Annotated in this window: 15 protein-coding genes; 7 read left to right on the forward strand and 8 right to left on the reverse strand. The window is 73.1% G+C overall.

The annotated features are described in order from the left end of the window. Nucleotides 1–169 precede the first annotated feature (169 nt). Complete coding sequence (locus GA0070608_RS23705; RefSeq protein ID WP_091630695.1) at nucleotides 170–1,126, reverse strand: alpha/beta hydrolase family protein; 957 nt, start codon at nucleotides 1,124–1,126, stop codon at nucleotides 170–172. A gap of 150 nt (nucleotides 1,127–1,276) precedes the next feature. Between GA0070608_RS23705 and GA0070608_RS23710 the strand changes: the two genes are divergently transcribed. Beyond that, on the forward strand, nucleotides 1,277–1,864 hold the full coding sequence (locus GA0070608_RS23710) for a TetR/AcrR family transcriptional regulator (protein ID WP_091630696.1): 588 nt from the start codon (nucleotides 1,277–1,279) through the stop codon (nucleotides 1,862–1,864). Between the two features lie 95 nt (nucleotides 1,865–1,959). Here GA0070608_RS23710 and GA0070608_RS23715 read toward each other — a convergent pair whose 3' ends face one another. The 3 genes from GA0070608_RS23715 to GA0070608_RS23720 are packed head-to-tail and all read right to left on the reverse strand — an operon-like array spanning nucleotide 1,960 to nucleotide 3,568. Continuing rightward, nucleotides 1,960–2,631 carry an aminoglycoside phosphotransferase family protein gene (locus GA0070608_RS23715; RefSeq protein ID WP_176733815.1) on the reverse strand — a complete coding sequence of 224 codons (672 nt, stop codon included), beginning with the start codon at nucleotides 2,629–2,631 and terminating at the stop codon, nucleotides 1,960–1,962. Further along, complete coding sequence (locus GA0070608_RS32775) at nucleotides 2,601–2,798, reverse strand: hypothetical protein (RefSeq protein WP_176733816.1); 198 nt, start codon at nucleotides 2,796–2,798, stop codon at nucleotides 2,601–2,603. The genes GA0070608_RS23715 and GA0070608_RS32775 overlap by 31 nt, the downstream gene beginning before the upstream one ends. A gap of 5 nt (nucleotides 2,799–2,803) precedes the next feature. Next, the gene (locus GA0070608_RS23720; RefSeq protein WP_218107570.1) at nucleotides 2,804–3,568 is read right to left on the reverse strand and encodes a LuxR C-terminal-related transcriptional regulator; all 765 of its coding nucleotides are present in this window, start codon (nucleotides 3,566–3,568) and stop codon (nucleotides 2,804–2,806) included. Between the two features lie 569 nt (nucleotides 3,569–4,137). On the opposite strand from GA0070608_RS23720, the gene GA0070608_RS23725 reads away from it, so the two are divergent. Both GA0070608_RS23725 and GA0070608_RS23730 read left to right on the forward strand, forming a co-directional pair. Further along, a complete protein-coding gene (locus tag GA0070608_RS23725) occupies nucleotides 4,138–5,346 on the forward strand; it encodes an MFS transporter (protein WP_176733817.1) in 1,209 nt (402 codons plus the stop codon). A gap of 178 nt (nucleotides 5,347–5,524) precedes the next feature. After that, on the forward strand, nucleotides 5,525–6,700 hold the full coding sequence (locus tag GA0070608_RS23730; RefSeq protein ID WP_091630699.1) for a M23 family metallopeptidase: 1,176 nt from the start codon (nucleotides 5,525–5,527) through the stop codon (nucleotides 6,698–6,700). A 115-nt stretch (nucleotides 6,701–6,815) separates the two neighbouring features. On the opposite strand, the gene GA0070608_RS23735 is transcribed toward GA0070608_RS23730, so the two are convergent. The 3 genes from GA0070608_RS23735 to GA0070608_RS23745 form a co-directional block, all read right to left on the reverse strand. Continuing rightward, nucleotides 6,816–7,604 carry a class I SAM-dependent methyltransferase gene (locus tag GA0070608_RS23735; protein WP_091630700.1) on the reverse strand — a complete coding sequence of 263 codons (789 nt, stop codon included), beginning with the start codon at nucleotides 7,602–7,604 and terminating at the stop codon, nucleotides 6,816–6,818. Between the two features lie 111 nt (nucleotides 7,605–7,715). Then, nucleotides 7,716–8,207, reverse strand: coding sequence for a hypothetical protein (locus tag GA0070608_RS23740; protein WP_091630701.1), 492 nt, complete (start codon nucleotides 8,205–8,207; stop codon nucleotides 7,716–7,718). Further along, nucleotides 8,200–9,585, reverse strand: coding sequence for a molybdopterin-dependent oxidoreductase (locus GA0070608_RS23745; RefSeq protein ID WP_176733818.1), 1,386 nt, complete (start codon nucleotides 9,583–9,585; stop codon nucleotides 8,200–8,202). Before GA0070608_RS23745 ends, GA0070608_RS23740 begins: the two co-directional genes overlap by 8 nt. 301 nt (nucleotides 9,586–9,886) lie before the next feature. Here GA0070608_RS23745 and GA0070608_RS23750 point away from each other — a divergent pair, with 301 nt between their 5' ends. Continuing rightward, complete coding sequence (locus tag GA0070608_RS23750; RefSeq protein ID WP_091630702.1) at nucleotides 9,887–10,948, forward strand: NAD-dependent epimerase/dehydratase family protein; 1,062 nt, start codon at nucleotides 9,887–9,889, stop codon at nucleotides 10,946–10,948. 17 nt (nucleotides 10,949–10,965) lie between these two features. Here the strand turns inward: GA0070608_RS23750 and GA0070608_RS23755 are convergent, their stop codons facing one another. Further along, nucleotides 10,966–12,381, reverse strand: a complete 1,416-nt coding sequence (locus GA0070608_RS23755; protein ID WP_411970731.1) for a hypothetical protein — start codon at nucleotides 12,379–12,381, stop codon at nucleotides 10,966–10,968. A gap of 145 nt (nucleotides 12,382–12,526) precedes the next feature. Here GA0070608_RS23755 and GA0070608_RS23760 point away from each other — a divergent pair, with 145 nt between their 5' ends. From GA0070608_RS23760 to GA0070608_RS23770, 3 genes are read left to right on the forward strand one after another with little or no spacing between them, the layout of a single operon-like run. Continuing rightward, entirely contained in the window at nucleotides 12,527–13,201 is a 675-nt protein-coding gene (locus tag GA0070608_RS23760) for a glycosyltransferase family 2 protein (protein ID WP_091630703.1), read from the forward strand. Continuing rightward, nucleotides 13,198–13,878, forward strand: a complete 681-nt coding sequence (locus GA0070608_RS23765) for a TIGR04282 family arsenosugar biosynthesis glycosyltransferase (RefSeq protein ID WP_091630704.1) — start codon at nucleotides 13,198–13,200, stop codon at nucleotides 13,876–13,878. Before GA0070608_RS23760 ends, GA0070608_RS23765 begins: the two co-directional genes overlap by 4 nt. Next, complete coding sequence (locus tag GA0070608_RS23770; RefSeq protein WP_245715903.1) at nucleotides 13,875–14,618, forward strand: class I SAM-dependent methyltransferase; 744 nt, start codon at nucleotides 13,875–13,877, stop codon at nucleotides 14,616–14,618. Before GA0070608_RS23765 ends, GA0070608_RS23770 begins: the two co-directional genes overlap by 4 nt. Nucleotides 14,619–14,676: the final 58 nt, after the last annotated feature.

The raw sequence follows: 14,676 nt of genomic DNA on the forward strand, positions 1-14,676 counted from the left end.
TCGTCCCCGGACGCGCCCCGGCCCCCCGGTCCCACGGGTCAGCCGTCGGACCCAGGGCCGAGCGGGGGGTGGTCTCCGCCGCTGAGACACCAGGCGTAACCGCGGCTTTGCCCGGACGTAGACGCTGCGCCCTTCCGGACCGTAGATACTTGACGGGCCCGGTGCTGGCCTATTTGGAGTCGATGTGTCCTGGCGGGTCGGGTTCGGCTGTCATCGCGTCAAGTGCGGTTTGCCAGGCGGAGTCGCCGGGGTGGAGCTGGCTGCGGAGGTACGCACTGGTGAGCTGGGCGATCGTGGCGACCCGGTTGGGGTTTTCGTCGGTGGTTTCGGCGACGTCGTATCCAGAGACCCCGCCGAGGCCGTGCTCTGCGCCGTACAGGGTAAGCAGGGATTTGGGCCCCGGGGCGAGGTGGTACGGGTCGGCGTGCCAATCCGGGCCCGCGACGGTGAGGAAGGCGGAGTTGTCCTTGTCGCCGACGACCACGAGGGCAGGCGCGGCCATCGCGGAGAAGTCCGTGGTCGTCAGGAACGGGTAGTTCTCGGCCGCGGTCGGGGTGACCGCGTCGCCGCCACGGCCGGTCGCGGCAAGCAGCAGCCCCGCCTTGATCCGCGGGTCGGTCAGGTTCATGAGCGTTCCGTCGTGGGGATCGGTGAGTCGCGTGCCCAGCAGCAGGCTGGCGGTGTGCCCGCCCATGGAGTGCCCGGCCACGGCGACCTTTTCCGGGGCTAGGCGTCCGGCCAGTTGCGGGACGGCGGCTTCGAGGACGTCGAGCTGGTCGAGGATGCGGCTCATGTCCTCGGCCCGCGTCCGCCAGTGCCGCGGGTCGTAACCGCCACCGGGGTTGACGGCGGGATTGTGGCTGAGCGTCCTGGAGTCCAGATGGGTGGGCTGGATGACGGCGAAGCCGTGCGCCGCCCAGTAGTTGGCCAGCGGCGCGTAGCCGTTGAGTGAGGACAGGTGGTGGGAAAAGCCCAGACCGTGTGAGAGCAGGATGATCGGCAAGCTGCTTCCGGTTACGGGAGCGGAGACCCGCACCTGCAGGTCCACGGCGCGGCCGGGAGCGGGTAGCACCACCGGGCTGATCGAGAAGACGGGAGTCGGTGCCGGTTGGCTCATGGCATGCATTCCCTTTCATGGATTCGCTGTCGGCCCTCGGCCGGCTGCGGGTGCGGCGGCGGGAACGCTAACGCTAGACTCGAAGCGGAACGTTGTTCCACAACAATACGGAACATCGTTCCGGTTAGTCAAACGCTGCCTGGAGGGCGACGCGGTCACATGAGTCAGCCTGCGCACATGCCAGCCCGAAGCAGGCGCGCCGATGCGGTGCGCAACGAGCAGGCGCTGCTCGACGCGGCCGCCGCCGTGTTCGTCACCTCTGGCGTGGACGCGCCGATCCGCGAGATCGCCGCCGGGGCAGGCGTCGGAATCGGGACGATCTACCGCCATTTCCCGACTCGGGCAGATCTCGTCGTCGCTGTCTACCGCCACCAGGTGGAAAGCTGCGCCGAAGCAGGCCCGGCTCTGCTGGAAGCAGCCGATTCACCGTTCGCGGCGCTGCGCCAATGGGTCGATCTCTTCGCCGACTTCCTGGTCACCAAGCACGGGCTGGCCAACGCCCTGCAATCGGACGGCGGCGGCTTCCAAGCTCTGCACAAACACTTCCTCGACCGGCTCGTTCCCGTCTGTGCACAGCTACTGCAGGCCGCCGCCGACGCCGACGAGATCAGGCCCGGCATCCACGCCTACGAACTCATGCGCGGGGTCGGCAATCTCTGCATCGGACACGACAGTGACCCACGCTATGACCCACGCCGCCTCATCGAGCTGCTCCTTCAAGGCTTGCAGGGACCACAACAACGCTGACACCGATCGCCCTTGACCGCCGCCGCTGGTGGCGCGGCCGGCCGCCGGCGCCTCTCGCATTTCCGGCGAGCCGTCGCCTCCCGCACCGCCCCGCGCTAGTATTCGCCGCGCCCGAAGGCGGCCAGCTCCGCGGAGTGTCCCGGGTTGCTGACGTACGTCGCTCCGATCGGGGCGGTCACCCGGCACCAGGTGTCGAGCCGTCGCACGTCGATGCGGGCCGCCTCGGCCAGCTCGTCGCGCCGGCGCAGCATCTCCGCGCGGTCCAGGCCCTCCAGCACGTAGTCGACCGCGTCGAAGCACGGGTCGCCGGCGCAGGCCATCGGGTCGATGGCCGCCAGGCCCTTCGCGCCACCGCTGAGCACGTTGCCCAGGTGCAGGTCGCCGTGCAGCAGCACGGTGTCGGTGGGCTCCGCGAACAGGTCGTCGCGTAGCCGCTTCGACTCGGCGAGGTCGGCGCCCCGCTGCGCCGCCGAGTTGAACAGCACGTCGACCCAGTCCTCCAGCCGCCGTGGCGCGGTGGCCGGATCCCCGGCGCCGTGCAGGTCGTTGAGGAATCCGGCGTACTCCCGCGGCGACGGCGGCTGCGGCATCTTCTCCACCAGCGTGCCCGGGTGGATCGACTCGAGCAGCACCGCGCCGCGGGCCGTCGCCAGCACCGCCGGCACCCGCCCGCTGGGCGTGAACTGGCGCAGCATGTCGACCTCCTCCCGCACGGCGTAGCTGTCGGGCGACAGTTTCAGCACCGCCTCGCCCTGCGGGGGCGGCACCGGAACACCACGGAGGAGTTGCCGGACTTGAGCTGGTCGCCGAGGTCGAGCCCCCACTGCGCGACGAGCTCGTCGAGCCGCTCGGTCAGCGTGCCGACCCAGCGCCGCGCCGCCTTGCCGAACCGCGGCTCCAGCCGGTTCGCGATCGCTTCCAGATCCAGGGCCATCCCGCTCACCTTTCCATCGGTTGCGCGCCGGCGTACGCGGCGGAGCTGCCCGCTTGCGGCAGGGGCGCGGCGCCCCGCCCGTTGACCGGCGGGACGCTGCCAGCGGGCGTCGGGTCGGGACCCGACCCGTACGGCCCGACGCGTTCCAGCCTGGCCTTGCGGGCGACCTCGATCGCCTCGTACCGGTCCGACACGTTGAGTTTGCTGAAGATCGTCGAGATGTGGTTGCTGACCGTCTTCGGCGAGAGGTTCAGCCGGGTGGCGATCGCTCCGTTGCGCATGCCGGACGCGATCAGCTCCAGCACCTGTCGCTCGCGCGTCGTGAGCTCCGGGAAGAGTTGCTGGTTGCGCGGCTCCCGGCCGAGCTGCCGGACGATCTGGTCGGCCACCCGGGGGCCGAGGATCATCTCGCCCGTCGCGATGCCCCGGATCGTCCGCACGATGCCGTCGCCCGGGCAGCTCTTGAGAACGTAGCCCCGGGCGCCCGCCCGCATGGCCGCGAAGACTGCCCCCTCGTCCTCGACCGCCGTGAAGACCAGTACCGCGGTCGAGGGCGACATGCGGGCGATCTCCTGCAGCGTCACTCCCACCTGGAACCCCGGCAGCTCGATGTCGAGCACGAGCACGTCGGGGCGCAGCGACGCCGTCGATCTCATCGCCTCCCGTGTGGTGCCCGCCTCGGCGACCACGGTGACCTCGGCCGAGGGGGACAGCAGGGCGTGCAGGCCCCTGCGCACCACCGGCTGGGCGTCGGCCAGCACAACGGTCACGGCGCGGCGTGTTGCGCCGTGCGTGACATCTCCCGGGTCCAGCCTCGTCGTATGAGCCGGTTCCGAGGTCGAGCCAACGCTCACCATCACCACACCCCACTGTTCTGACTGGCACGCGGCGCCCTGCTCTGTTGAGGGCGTCGCAAATCGCCGACCCCTGATCGGCGTGAATATTCTCTGACGGGCGGCAGGACAACGCAAGAACATGGTCGCACCCAAGCCATGTCAATCTTCTGACGTGTTCTTTGCGACCAATTAAATGAAAAGCGTCGAAGGCGATTGTCGGTTTGAATGGAGCACGCCCCGACAGAACGGGAATGCCGGGACGAGGTGCCCGCAGCCCCGCCCTGACGGCCCGCCACACGGCCCTGACCTGCGGCTAGCGTGTGGCGTGCCGGGCGTCCACGGGAGAGATTCCCTGGTGGGCCGGGAAGTCGTCCCGTGCCAGGTCGGCCGAACGCCCTGTCCTGCCCGGCGTTGGCGCCGAGAGTATTGACGGGACCCGCTCCATCACACCAGGATGTGCAAATATGGCGTCGTCCCGATTGATTGATTATTCTTCCCGTTTGGTGCCGACCGATCCGCTACGCAGGAAACTGATCGCGATCCGGCTGGCCGAATCGATCGGCAAGGGAGTCTTCCTCAGCGGCAGCGTCGTCTACTTCACGCTCCGCGTCGGACTCGACGCCAAGCAGGTCGGCCTGGGCCTTTCCGCGGCCGGCCTGTCCGCGTTCATCTCGTCGGTGCTGTTCGGCGTGATCGCCGACCGGGTGGGCGCGCGCCGGCTGCTCGTCATCCTGTTCGCCGCGCTGGCGGTGGGCTTCGGTCTCTACGCCCTGGTGGACAACGCGGCCCACTTCTTCGCCCTGGTGGTCGCCGTCGGCTTCCTCGAGTACGGCACCGGCCCGACCAACGGAGCTCTCATCGGCAACCTCGTGCCCGCCGAGGAACGGGTCAAGCTCAAGGCCATGATGCGGTCGGTGTTCAACATCGGCTTCAGCATCGGCATCGGGGTGGCCGCCGTCGCCGCGCTCAGCCAGCGGCTGCTCGTGCTGATCCCGCTCACCACCGCCGCGTTGATGGCCGGCGCGGCGCTGCTGGTCACCCGCCTGCCCGACGCGCCCTCACGTCCGGTCCCGGTGGGCTTCAAGCGCTTCGCCGCCGTACGCGACCCACGCTTCCTCTGCGTCATCGGCGTCTCGACGGTGCTCGCCTCCCACGTCACCGTCATCCTGGTCACGATGCCGCTGTGGGCGCTCAACCGCACCTCGCTGCCGCACTTCCTGGTCCCGCTGCTGCTCATCTTCAACACGGTGTTCGTCATCCTGTTCCAGGTGCGGGCCAGCCGTGGCGCGGACACCGTGGAGGGTGCCGGCAGGCTCGCCCGGCGCTCCGGCTACTGGCTGGCCGGCGGCTGCGCCGTCATCGCGCTGACCGCCCTGGAAGACAACGTCGTGCTGGTGTGCGTCGCGATCGTCGCCGGGGTGCTGATCCTGTCGGTCGCCGAGGTGATGCAGGCCGCCTCGGGGTGGGGCCTCGCGTTCGGCCTCGCCCCCGAGCACGCGCAGGGCGAGTACCTGGGCGCGTTCGACCTGCACGTGATCACCCAGAACATCATCGGACCGGCCGCGCTGTCGGGCCTGGTCATCGCCTTCGGCTTCTGGGGCTGGCTCGGCATCGCGGTCGCCGCGCTGGTCGCGTCGGCGCTGATCATTCCGGTCGCGCACCGCAGCCAGGCCACCCTCGTCCCCGAGCCGGCCCCCGCCACCAGCCGGTAGACGCCGCCACCGGCAGAGCGGCAACGCGCCTGCCCCGCGCCACCGCCGTCCCGTCGGCCGGGTTCGCGGTGCTGAAACATATTTTCGTTGCCGGCAGGTCAACATGTAGACAATATTCCTCGTTCTGTCTATCGTCAGCACCACTTAGCGATGTCCTTCGATTTGAAAGAGGTCGTCCATGGTGCGCATCAGACGATGGGGCGGCATCGCCGTGGCCCTGCTGGCGACGGAGATCCTGGTCGCGGGCACCGCCGCGCACGCCGCCGCGCCCACGCCGGACCCGGTCCGGGTGAACGTCGAGGACGCGGTGACCGCCAAGCTGGTCGGGCAGGCCCGGGCCACGGCGGAACACGCCGACGAGTCTGACACCCGGGTCACCGTCACCCGCAAGAACAGCCAGTGGGCCTTCGGCACCGCCGTGGCCGTCGCCTCGCACGAGAAGGACCAGCACCCGACCGGCGCGGTCTTCATCGCCCGGGCCGAGGCCGGCACGTGGCGGGTGAACTTCGACGGCGAAGCCGGGTTCAGCGAGCTGGCCGCCGAGTCGCCCCTGGTGAACAAGCAGGAGAAGGCGGTCTTCGCCCGCACCCCGAGCACCATGCAGGCGGGCGGCGACTACCGGACCGGGATGGCACTGCCGTTCGCGGTCGGTCAGACGTGGACGCTGACCGGCGGCCCGCACGGCTGGGGCAGCGGCGCGCCGTACAGCTCGATCGACCTGGCCGGCGGCGACCAGGTGGTCCGCGCGGCGCGGGCCGGTACGGCGTACACGATGTGCACGGGGTGGATCCGGGTGATCCACGACCGGGGCTACTCCACCGACTACTACCACCTGTGGAGCAGCATCTCGGTCAACGGCGCCGCCGTCGGCCAGGGCGCGTACCTGGGCTACACCGGCACCGACGTCACCTGCGGCGGGTCGGCGACCGGCCGGCACGTCCACTTCGGTCTGCGGCAGAACAGCGCGTACGTGCCCATCGCCGGCCACGGCATCGGCAAATGGGAGATCACCAACGGCGCCGGTGCCTACCAGGGCGGCGCGCGGCACGGCTCGGCCTGGGCCGGTGTTGGCGGCGGCCTCTACAACTACGGGGCGCTGGGCTTCAACCAGGCCGTGGTCGACGCCAACGGTGGCGGCACGCTGACCAAGCGGGCCGGGCCCGGCACCGGCTACGCCGTACGTGGATCGGTGGGCGACGGCGCCACGGTCACCGTCTCCTGCTCCGCCAACGGCACCTCGCACACCGGGCGGTACGGCACCACCGCGCTGTGGAACCGGCTGAGCGACGGGACCTGGGTGTCCGACGCCTACCTGTGGACCGGGTTGAACGGGGCGATCAACGGCTGGTGCTGACCGGGCACCGACCAGGCGTTGACGCAGGGGCCTCCGCCACTTCGGCGGGGCCCCTGTGTCGCGCGAGGGTGCCCGCCGGTCAGACCGCCCGCACGACCTGGATGCCCCGGATACGTCAGTCGGGCAGCCCGAACTGAAGCGAGACGTGGACCCGCTCGGTGACCGTGTCCCGCCCGCCGAGGGCGTCGCGGACCCCGGCGGTGAACGCGGCCCTGCCTTCCGGGGAGGGCAGCAGTTCGGGTGACATCGCGGAGAAGACGCCGCCGACCATGTCGTGGACGGTGAGCGGAGCGGCGTACGCCACCGACGACTCCACCACCCGGTAGCCGGCGGCGACGAGGGCGTCCCGGTTGTGCCGGCGGCCGGCGTCGTCGGTCTGGCAGGTCGCGGTGACGGGGTGCCCGAGCAGATCCTCCAGGCATCCGCGCAGTGCCCGGGACCACTCGGCGTCCTGCGACCACAGCGGCGCGCCGTTGGTGATCACGACGACCCCACCTCCGGGGCGCAGCAGCGGCCGGGCGGCCCGGAACAGCGTCTCGCGGTCCATGAAGTGGATCGCGACGGCGACGGACAGGGCGCCGACCGTCCCGTCTCCCAGCAGCCGGCCCAGGGCGGGCAGGTCGCTGTCCGCGCCGAGCAGCCACGCGGCGTTGGCCACCCCCGTGTCGACGGCGGCCCGACGGGCCAACGTCAGCATGTCCGGTTCCGGATCCACGCCGACGACCGCGCCGACCCGGGCGGCGAGCGGCAGGCTCAGTTGGCCGGTCCCGCAGCCGAGGTCGATCACGGTGTCGCCGTTGTCGAGACCGAAGGCCCCGACGACGGCGTCGAGCACCTCCGGCGGGTATCCACGCCGGTGTCTCGCGTAGTAGGTGGCCACCTCGCCGCTGAAGCCCGTTGCCATGCGGCCAGCCTCCGCCGGCCCGGCCCGGAAGGCGAGCGATTCTGCTCAGGGCAGCGTGATTCCGCCGAGCCGTGGGCCACGATGATTCTTCGCGGCGACGGACAGCGGCGGCTACCGGCCGCCCGGCGCGGCAAGCGACCGCGCCCGCCGCCGGAGCGCGTAGAGGATGCCGCTGGCCAGGAACAGGGCGGCGCTGAGCAGCAGCCAGCGGACCAGGAAGGGCTGCTGGTCCTGACCGGTCGCGGCGGCGTAGGTCTCCCGGCCCTGCCTGAGGATGCCGGGGAGGTAGACGAGGAACAACAGCCCGGCGGCCAGCGCCGGCACGCGGAGGTGGTTAAGCAGCGACGGCCCGGACGCCGGCACCGCCGACCGGTTCCGCAGGGCCCGCCGCAGGCCCCGGTCGGCCAACGCGTAGACCGGGAACAGGACCAGGTCGTGGGCGACCGCCGCGCCGACGAACCAGAGCAGCAGGGTGACGGATCCCGGCTCGCCGGCGACCCGGAGGACCACCCATCCGGTGACGGCGAAGCAGCCGGCGAGCAGGAGCAGGTGCCGCGCGCCGGCGCCGTACGCGGTCCGGAACCGGGCCCGAGGCTCAGCCATCGGTACGCGTCCGGAACTCGATCTCGCCGACCCACTTCGTGCAGTGCACCCCGGGCAGGGCGGGCACGATGATCCGGGCCGGGTAGCCATGGTCGAGGGAGAGGTCGGCGCCGTTGACGCCCAGGGCGAGCAGGGAGTCGGGGTCGAGCACCTGGTTGGCCTGGAGGGTCGCCTGGTTGAAGAGTCCCGACTTCTCCAGGGAGCGGACGTGGGCGGAGGCGGGCGTGCCCGCCCCGACGAGGGCGGCGAGGTCGCTCAGGCGTACGCCGGTCCAGGTCTGCACCGTCGACCACCCCTCGACGCAGGCGATCGGCAGCCGGGCGGTGTGCTGGGCCATGGCCAGCAACGCGGCGCGGTCGAGGGCGACCACCCGTTCGCCGGCGCGCAACGTCACCCGCCAGCCCGGTCCGGCGTCGGCGGCCCCGACGCCGGCCGCGGCGGCGGTGCGGTTGACCGGGAAACCGTTCGGTCCCTCGCCCGGCTGCCGGCCCCGGGGCAGCAGCAGAGCGGTACGCCGCCACACCCCGTCGAGGCTCTGCCCGACGGTGAGCGCCCCCAGCAGCAGGGACAGGCCGCCGACCAGGGCGAGGGCCCCGCGCCGGCTGACGGTCGCCGGCCCGGGGTGGCTGGCCACCAAACCGTCCGGGTCCGGCGGCTCGGGTCGGGTGGCGGCGCGCGGGGTGGTCAGCGCGGCGCGCGGGGGGCCCGACCGCAGCGCGGAGAGCATCCGGGGCAGCTTGAGGGCCACGTGCGCGACCAGGGCGGCGGTGAACACCCAGGCGCCGAAGTAGTGGGCGGTGTAGAAGTCGAACCCGAACAGGTACGCGTACTGGATGTCCAGCAGCCCCGTGGCGATCTGGAACAGGATGCCGCCGACCAGCAGGAGCAGGGACAGCCGCTCCAACACCTGCGCCACCGACCGGGCCGGCGGCCAGTCGAACAGCTTCGGAATCACCGACCAGAGTTTCGCCAGCACCACCGGGATCAGCACGATCCCGAGCGTCACGTGCAGCCCCTGGGTGAGGCGGAACAGCCAGGCCGGGCGGGTCGGCCAGTCGAACTGCGGCAGCCGCAGCCAGCCGACGTCGCGAGGCAACGCCTGGCCGAACTGCGGGCCGTAGGCGAGATAGTCGAGCAACCCGGTGATGATCACGAGCGGCAGCGTGGCGAGCAGGACCACCCCGAAGACAGCGGTGAGCCAGGGGCCGCGCAGCGGACTGCGCCACCGGTCGGCGATCCTCGCGAGGCCAGGCGGGGGATGCGCTGCCAGAAAGCGCCACCACCGCCGAGGGAAGCCGGGCGCCGGACGCTGTGTGGTCCCGGCCCGCGTCGGCCGGTCGGAAGGGTTCCCGGCGGGGGTGGCGCTGTCGGTGCCCACCGATCCTCCTCAACGGCTGTCGACGGGATGTCCCCCCGGCCGTGGATTCCTTCTGGGAGTCGCGGGAACACGTCGGGTCGGCAGAGCCGCCCGCGCCAGGCATGGCCGGGCCGCGGCGCCGGTGACGCCCGCGCGGGCCCACTGACCGCAGGGTAGAGGCGGTGCGGGGCACAGGGGTGTGGTTGTGGGATTCCGGCAGTTCATGAACCCCGGGGTACTCCGGGTGGGGCGATGTTTCGAGTTTCTTACGCCTGCCGTGACCCGGCCCGCCACCGCCGTCCGCCGACCTACGCTGAGCGGCATGCGGTTACTGGTCACCGGCGCCGCCGGCTTCATCGGGTCGCAGGTCGTCGACCTGCTCGCCGCCGAGGGGCACGAGGTGGTGGCACTGGACGCGCTGCTACCCCAGGCACACGGGGGAGAGCTGCCCGAATGGTCCCGGCGGCACCATCCCGTGGTCGGTGACGTCCGCGACGCCGAGCTGCTCGACCGGCTCCTGCGCGGGGTCGACGTGGTCTGCCACCAGGCGGCGATGGTCGGCCACGGGCTGGACCCGTCGGACGCTCCGGCGTACGCCAGTCACAACGACTACGGCACGGCGGTCCTGCTCACCGCCATGCACCGGGCCGGTGTGACCCGCCTGGTGCTGGCCAGTTCGATGGTCGTCTACGGCGAGGGACGCTACGAGTGCGCCTCGCACGGGGTCGTCCGTCCCGCCTCCCGCCGCCCCGCCGACCTGGCCGCCGGCCGGTACGACCCGACGTGCCCGCGCTGCGCCGCCGTCCTCACCCCGGCGCTGGTCCCGGAGGACGCCCCGCTGGAGCCACGCAGCACGTACGCCGCCAGCAAACTGGCCCAGGAGCACCTGGCCGGCGCCTGGGCGCGGCAGACCGGCGGAGGTGTGTGGGCGCTGCGTTACCACAACGTCTACGGTCCCCGGATGCCCCGCGACACCCCGTACGCCGGAGTGGCCTCGATCTTCCGGTCCGCGCTGGCCGACGGCCGGCCGCCCCGGGTGCTGGAGGACGGCCGGCAGCGCCGGGACTTCGTGCACGTCACCGACGTGGCGCGGGCCAACCTGCTCGCGCTGGGCACGCCCCCGCCGGGGGAACTGGTGCCGGTCAACATCTGTTCCGGTGCGCCGCGCACCGTCGGCGAGCTTGCCGCCACCCTCGCCACGGCGATGGGCGGGCCGGCGCCGCTGGTCGTCGGCGGCGCCCGGTCGGCCGACGTGCGGCACGTGGTCGCCGACCCCGCCCGGGCGGCCGAACTGCTCGGCTACACCGCGCGGGTCGGGTTCGCCCAGGGGGTCGCGGCCTTCGCGACCGATCCGCTGCGTGAGCCGGCTGCGTTGCCGGCCTGAGCGGTCGCCAGTGCGCTTCAGGAGACCGTCCAGACCAGGTGGCTGACCGCGAGCGCGGTCGCGGCCTGCCCGGCCAGCCACCAGCGGCGCGTGGCCGGGGGCAGGTGGGCGGCGGCGATCAGCAGCCAGCCCACGAACGGCAGCCAGATCCGTTCCACTTCCGCCTTGCTCAGCCCGGACAGGTCCGCCGCGAGCACCACCACTGCCGCGGCCACCGGCAGCAGCACCGTGGGCCCGCCGGCCCGCCCGGCCACGGCCGGCACGGCGAACCGGCGGCGGGCCGGCCCGCGCGGGCCGGTCGGCACGGACCGCGCCACCGCGACAGCGGCCGTCACCGCGCGGCACAGCGCCGGCCCGAGTACCGGGCCGGCGGAGAGCACCAGCGCCGCCAGGTTCGCCCACACCCAGTAGCCGTACGGGCGGTCGGCCGCCCAGCCCTGGTAGTAGCGTTCCACCACGCGCTGATAGCCGTCCCACCACCGGAAGCCGGCGAGCCCGAACGCGGCCACCACCGCCGCGACGCCCGCGAGGCCGGCGCACAGCGCGGCGATCCGGTCCGCCGGCCGCAGGACCAGCACGGCCAGCGCCAGCAGGCCGACCAGGACGAAGCCGTACGACAGGTGCAGCGCGAAGCCCAGCAGCAGCCCGCCGACGGCGGGCGCCACCCGACCGCGTACCGCCAGCAGGGCCAGACCGGCGGCGACCACGCCGGCGAAGATGCCGTCGGCGGAGGCGCCCACCCAGACCGCGCCCGGCAGCAGCACCAGGAACGGCAGGACGGCGCGGGCGGCCCCGCTGGCGCCGAGCGCCCGCAGCGCCACCGGCACCGAGACGGTGACGGTCGCGCCGACCAGTACGCACGCCAGCGCGGCGGCCGTGCCGCCGCCCAGCCCGATCCGGTCCAGCCCGACGAAGACCAGCAGCGCCCCGGGCGGGTGACCCGCGGTGTGGGTGGACCACGAGTCGGGCTGGAAGTCGAGGATCCGGCCGGTGAAACCGGCCAGCATCGCCGGGATGTCGGTGGTCCCGGGCACCTCGTGCAGGTACTCCGCCTGTGGGGTGAGCCGTTCGGTGAGCCCGGCCGACCAGCCGTCCACCAACGCCAGCGACAGCGTCCACGCCGTCGATGCCAGCCAGGCCACGCCGAGCAGCGGGACCCAGCGGGCGGTCCGGGCCCAGCGCACCCCGAGACCGATCACTCCGCCCGCCACCAGCACGGCGGCGGGCGTGCCCCAGCCGGCGTGCGGTTGCCAGGTGGCGTACAGCGGGGCGGCGTCCGCGTGCAGACCCACGCCGCGGGCGTTGAGGACCGCGCCGACCGCCGTGGCGACGGCGACCAGGGCCGCCTCGACGCCCAGCACGGCCAGGTCGAGATGCCGCCGGCGGGTCGACGTCCGACCGGGGGTGTCCGGCGGCGCGGTGGTCGTTCCCATGTTGACCGGACGGTACGGCCTGAGGCCGACCGATGTCAGCCGAACAACCGAACGTAACTGTCTGTTAAAGGCCGACTGGGTACCAAAAAATCGGTATGGCCCGATCTGCCCACCGGGACCCGGGCGGCGTCCTAGCGTCAACGGTATGCCGACACTGATCGACGTGGTGCTGCCGTGCCTGGACGAGGCCGCGGCCCTGCCGGGTGTGCTCACCGCGCTGCCGCCCGGATATCGGGCGATCGTGGTGGACAACGGCTCCCGGGACGGCTCGCCCGAGGTGGCCACCCGGTACGGAGCCCGGGTGGTGCGCGAGCCGCGCCGCGGCTACGGTGCCGCCGTGCACGCCGGGCTGGAGGCGGCCGAGGCGGACCTGGTGTGTGTGCTGGACGCCGACGGCTCCTTCGACCCTGCCGAACTGCCCGCCCTGGTCGCCCCGGTGGCCGACGGAGCCGCCGACCTGACGGTGGGGCGGCGCCGGCCGGTCGTCGCCGGGGTGTGGCCGTGGCACGCCCGCGCCGGTACCGCCCTGATCGCGGCGTTGCTGCGGCAGCGGGGCGTGCCGCTGCGCGACCTAAGCCCGATCCGGGTGGCCCGACGCGACGCGCTGCTCGCGCTCGGCGTCACCGACCGGGCCTTCGGCTACCCGCTCGAGCTGCTGATCCGGGCCGCCGCCGCCGGCTGGCGGATCCACGAGCTGGACGTCAGGTACGCCCCGCGGGCCGCCGGCACCCGGTCCAAGGTGTCCGGCTCGGTCCGCGGAACCCTGCGCGCCACCCGCGACTTCGCCGGGGTGCTGCGCGACGTGGGACGATCGCGATGACCGTGCTGCTGGTGATGGCCAAGGCGCCCGTGCCGGGCGCGGTGAAGACCCGGCTCGGTCCACCGGCCACCCCGGGGCAGGCGGCGCGGCTCGCCGCCGCCGCCCTGCTGGACACCATCGACGCCGCGCGGGCGACGCCTGGCGTGACGGCCGTGCTGGCGTTGTCGGGACGTATCGAGGACGCCGAGGCCGGCGACGAGCTTTCGGCCGCCCTGGTCGGCTGGTCCGTCCTGCCACAGCGGGGCGGCGGGCTCGGCGAGCGGCTCACCAACGCGTACGCGGACGTCGCGGAGTCCTTTCCGGGGCAGGAGGTGGTGCAGGTCGGCATGGACACCCCGCAGCTGACCCCGGCGCGGCTGCGCGCCGCGATCCACCGGCTCGCGTCGACCGACGCGGTGCTCGGCCGCGCCGTCGACGGCGGTTGGTGGGCGCTCGGGCTTCGCGAGCCCCGGCACGCCGTCGCCCTCCGCGACGTGCCGATGTCCACCCCGCAGACCGCGCGACACACCTGGGCGGCGCTCGTCGGGCGAGGGCTGCGGGTCGCGCCCCTGCCCGTCCTGCGCGACGTCGACGTCTGGACGGACGCACTGGCGGTGGCCGCCGAGGCCACGGAAAGCCGGTTCGCTCGCCAGGTCGCGACACTCCGCCCCACCCTCGTTCCCGGCGGCCTCCCGTGACGGTGCGCGCTGCCGGGCAGGCGGCTGGGCCAGGCGATACGGAAGCAGGCGCCGGTTCGACCGGCGGGCCGGGGGACCACCGGGACGAGAGCGCCGCAACCGGCGGCGACGTCTTCGCCGCCGCACTCGCGGCGCGGCCCGGCGGGCACTGGCTCGATCACAGCGACGGCCGGTGTGACCCGCTGCCCGTGCACCGCTGGCAGGGCCCGGCCGAGCCGGCGCTGGCGGACGTCGTCGCCCGGTGCGCCGGCCCGGCGCTGGACGTCGGCTGCGGACCCGGCCGGCTCACCCTCGCGCTCAGCCGGGCCGGGCACGCCGCGGTCGGCGTCGACGTCTCCGCGCGCGCGGTGCGGCTAACCCGGGCACGCGGGGCGGTCGCCGTTCACCAGGACGTCTTCACGCCCCTGCCGGCCGAGGGACGGTGGGCTCACGTCCTGCTGATGGACGGCAACATCGGCATCGGCGGCGATCCGGTCGCGCTGCTCGCCCGGTGCCGGCAGTTGGTCCATGCCCGAGGGACCGTCGTCGTCGAACTCGAACCTCCCGGCCCCGGACTCTGGCGCGGGTACGCCCAGGTGGGGTCCCGCTCACCCGACGGCGAACTGCGGCGCAGCGGGGCGTTCCGGTGGGCGCGGCTGGACACCGTCGCCGTGCACGTCGCCGCCGGGGCGTCCGGGCTGAGGGTTCGGGAAACGTTCGCGGCGGGCCGGCGCTGGTTCGCCGAACTCGCCGCCGGCTGACCCCGGTCAACGGCCCTCACCAGCCTCGCCGGGCGCGGGGCCGGGGAGGCGACCTGCG

This window comes from Micromonospora peucetia, assembly GCF_900091625.1.
GTDB classification, from domain to species: domain Bacteria; phylum Actinomycetota; class Actinomycetes; order Mycobacteriales; family Micromonosporaceae; genus Micromonospora; species Micromonospora peucetia.